This window comes from Bacteroides sp. MSK.20.82 (assembly GCF_019052485.1).
GTDB classification, from domain to species: domain Bacteria; phylum Bacteroidota; class Bacteroidia; order Bacteroidales; family Bacteroidaceae; genus Bacteroides; species Bacteroides thetaiotaomicron.
The window spans coordinates 1-2,737 of sequence record NZ_JAHQUN010000109.1; the positions used below are offsets into that span (position 1 = coordinate 1).

Annotated in this window: 4 protein-coding genes; all 4 read right to left on the minus strand. The window is 36.1% G+C overall.

Annotation, left to right across the window (positions count from 1 at the left end; genetic code table 11):
* Positions 1–105: 105 nt before the first annotated feature.
* Positions 106–999 carry an immunity 22 family protein gene (locus tag KTR07_RS27895; protein WP_005647542.1) on the minus strand — a complete coding sequence of 298 codons (894 nt, stop codon included), beginning with the start codon at positions 997–999 and terminating at the stop codon, positions 106–108.
* 48 nt (positions 1,000–1,047) lie between these two features.
* A complete protein-coding gene (locus KTR07_RS27900; protein WP_115501953.1) occupies positions 1,048–1,341 on the minus strand; it encodes a hypothetical protein in 294 nt (97 codons plus the stop codon).
* A 74-nt stretch (positions 1,342–1,415) separates the two neighbouring features.
* Positions 1,416–2,165: a DUF4241 domain-containing protein gene (locus KTR07_RS27905; RefSeq protein ID WP_004327342.1), complete on the minus strand. Its 750-nt coding sequence runs from the start codon at positions 2,163–2,165 to the stop codon at positions 1,416–1,418.
* Between the two features lie 73 nt (positions 2,166–2,238).
* Positions 2,239–2,737: hypothetical protein (locus KTR07_RS27910; RefSeq protein WP_371737233.1), on the minus strand; the 499-nt coding region annotated here is incomplete at its 5' end.

Here is a 2,737-nt window from a genome sequence, read left to right on the forward strand (position 1 = left end):
AATGGGCTTCCTGATGTTTCAATCCAATTATTCATATTTTTCTCAGCGATTAATGTCCAGTGGATAATCGACCTTTAAGGGAAATTTATCCGTTTGTTAGTCGCTTTATTCTGCAATATAAGTTTCCAAATATTGAATACCGTTGTAACTGTCTAATTCATTCACAAATTTTTCAGGTGTTTCATATGAATCATAATTTTTCTTCTTAATAAAGATTTTTTGATTCCTTTTGTTGTCCTTGAAACCATTGGGTATATAGCACACAATACAATTTGATGGCTTTATGTGGTATTCATCAATATCGGACTCAATATACCAGTCAAGGACAAGTTTGTTATCAATCATCATTCTAACAAGATTAAAAGGATTTTCGGGTTCATCCTTAATTTCCACAGTTAGAAATTCTGGATAGTAATACTTTATATTAACGTCTTTACAGAACTGACAGCGATGTTCCGGATTGGGACGTTTCTTTGTACGACCTTCTTCGTAATCTCGTATTTCTTTCATGTACTCATCTTGATTGAAATACTCCATAAATTCTTCCCGACTTTTAGCGGTTGTGCCAATCCAAATCATATATTCTAATCCAGCATTAGACCCTTGCATTCCTTCAGGCGACAGTTCAAACTCAAACGTACCAAGATAAGTCATGGTTGTGGTATTCTCTGCCTTCTTAGGAGATATACCCTCACGACAATTATAGCAGATAACAGCATTTGCCATTGTAATATTTTTATCAGCCATCGACAGACTTATCTTTTGGGTATCAGCAGGAATAAGGTTAAGTAATCCTGCCAAGCCGTCAGATGTGAATTTCATAATAAGAAAATCCTCATCATAGCTCATTACACCAAGCTCCTTACAGAACTGGCAACGAAGTTCCTTATTGTCTTCATCGTAATCTTTCCACCATTGACGGAAAGCCGATTGATCCATATATTTCTCAAAGTCAGCTTCGGAATCGAATTGACCGACCCATATCATTATCTTACTCATTTTCTTTTTTTATTTTTCAAGCGACTAATGTGTTTCAGCTAACTGCGTTTAGCAGTTTAGGTGATTGTTACCAATGTTTTCTAAAATTAATTGATGGATTCTTTCTACCAAATCCCATTGTTGATCAACAAACTCTTGTTTCACTGGTAGATCAGAGAACGACCCCATGCCTGTAAGTGAAGCATCAACTTCATGGAGGTTTTGATAAAAGGATGCGCAGCCTTCTTCACTTTCTTTTATTAGTTTCAACTTATTCTCATACCAAACCGCTTGTTTATGCCAACCTGTCTGATGTAGGAATTCTATAGTTTTCTCCAATTCATCAATTAATTTATTTTTCATTTTTAATTTTCTATTATTGGAATGGGTTGTAAATAGCAACTGTTAGGGTTGCTTATTTATTTGTTATCCGCACATTAATTCTCTTCATCATTGCCATAGGCTAATTCTATATCAATAAACTGAATTACCAACTGACATATTTCGCCGCCTTCGTCTATGCCCCAATAAACCGGATACGTACCATCTCCGAACCCTGATTGAAAAATGGGAATATGATACTCCGTCCCCGGCACTTGCCAATTTAACCAGTCTCCGCCTGCACGTTGATATTCTGGATGGAGATAATAGTTTTCTTTGAATAATGCAGCAAAATATCCATCATAAGGATTATCATCGGGATTATCTTTGCGCCATTGTTCATCCCAGTCGCAATAAATACGGTGGATAATTTCATCACATACACATCCTAAACCAGCATCTACACAAAATCCAAAGTAATCACCCTCTTCCAATGTTTCAAGGTTTTCATTCCCAACTAATGCTTCATAGAATCGAACAGCCCGCTTTTCATTGAAGCGCAAACGTACTGCGGCATAACGGTCGCAATCCTCGTCGTCAGATTTGATTACACAAATTTCCGTTTCATATTTACCCGCAGGAGCGTTCTGAAAATATGGACGTTCGTTTCTGTTTGGGAGATATACCAATGGATCTCGTACCAAAAGATTTCCACTCGGCAAATCGCAAGAACCGATATTAATCGTCGTTAACGATTTTCCTGCAATTTCTTCTTGCTCAAAATAAGTATTGAGGTCAACAGGGCAGACGGTTTTTTCTTTTACCGATTCCCATTTTTTCATCCAGTTGTTTTCTAATTCTTTCATATTCCTTTTTGATTTTTAGTTGCGGATAATGTTTGGCAGCTAACCGACCTTTAAGGGGAGGTTGAGCCGCTTGTTATTCTTTCAATTTGGATATGGAGTGTAATATTACAGCTCTTCTATTGGTTATACCGGTTTCTTCACATATACAAGCAATTCCATCAGACAATATTATGGCAAAGCCAAAATTCGACTGTATTCCTGCATTTATAGCCTCTGATATATCTGCCCATTTTTGATCCAGCTCAAAAAAACCGATGCAATATCCTTCTTTCTCTTTAGATAATTCACGAAGTCTATCTGTCAAATGGATTAAATCCGTAGAATTATAGACCTCGACAATCTTATTCTCATTTATAATATCCATCATATTATGACAAATTCGACTAATAGCTTTTACTCTTTTTTTGTTTGATGACAGTTCAAAAAAGAAACGGTCTTGATAACCAGACTTAATGAATTGCTTACAAAAAAAATCTTCTATGGTATTTCCTTTATTCATATCCAATTCTTTTGAAGAATAATGTTCGGCGAATAATCGTCCTTTAGGGAGATTGATACGCTTGTTATCTGCC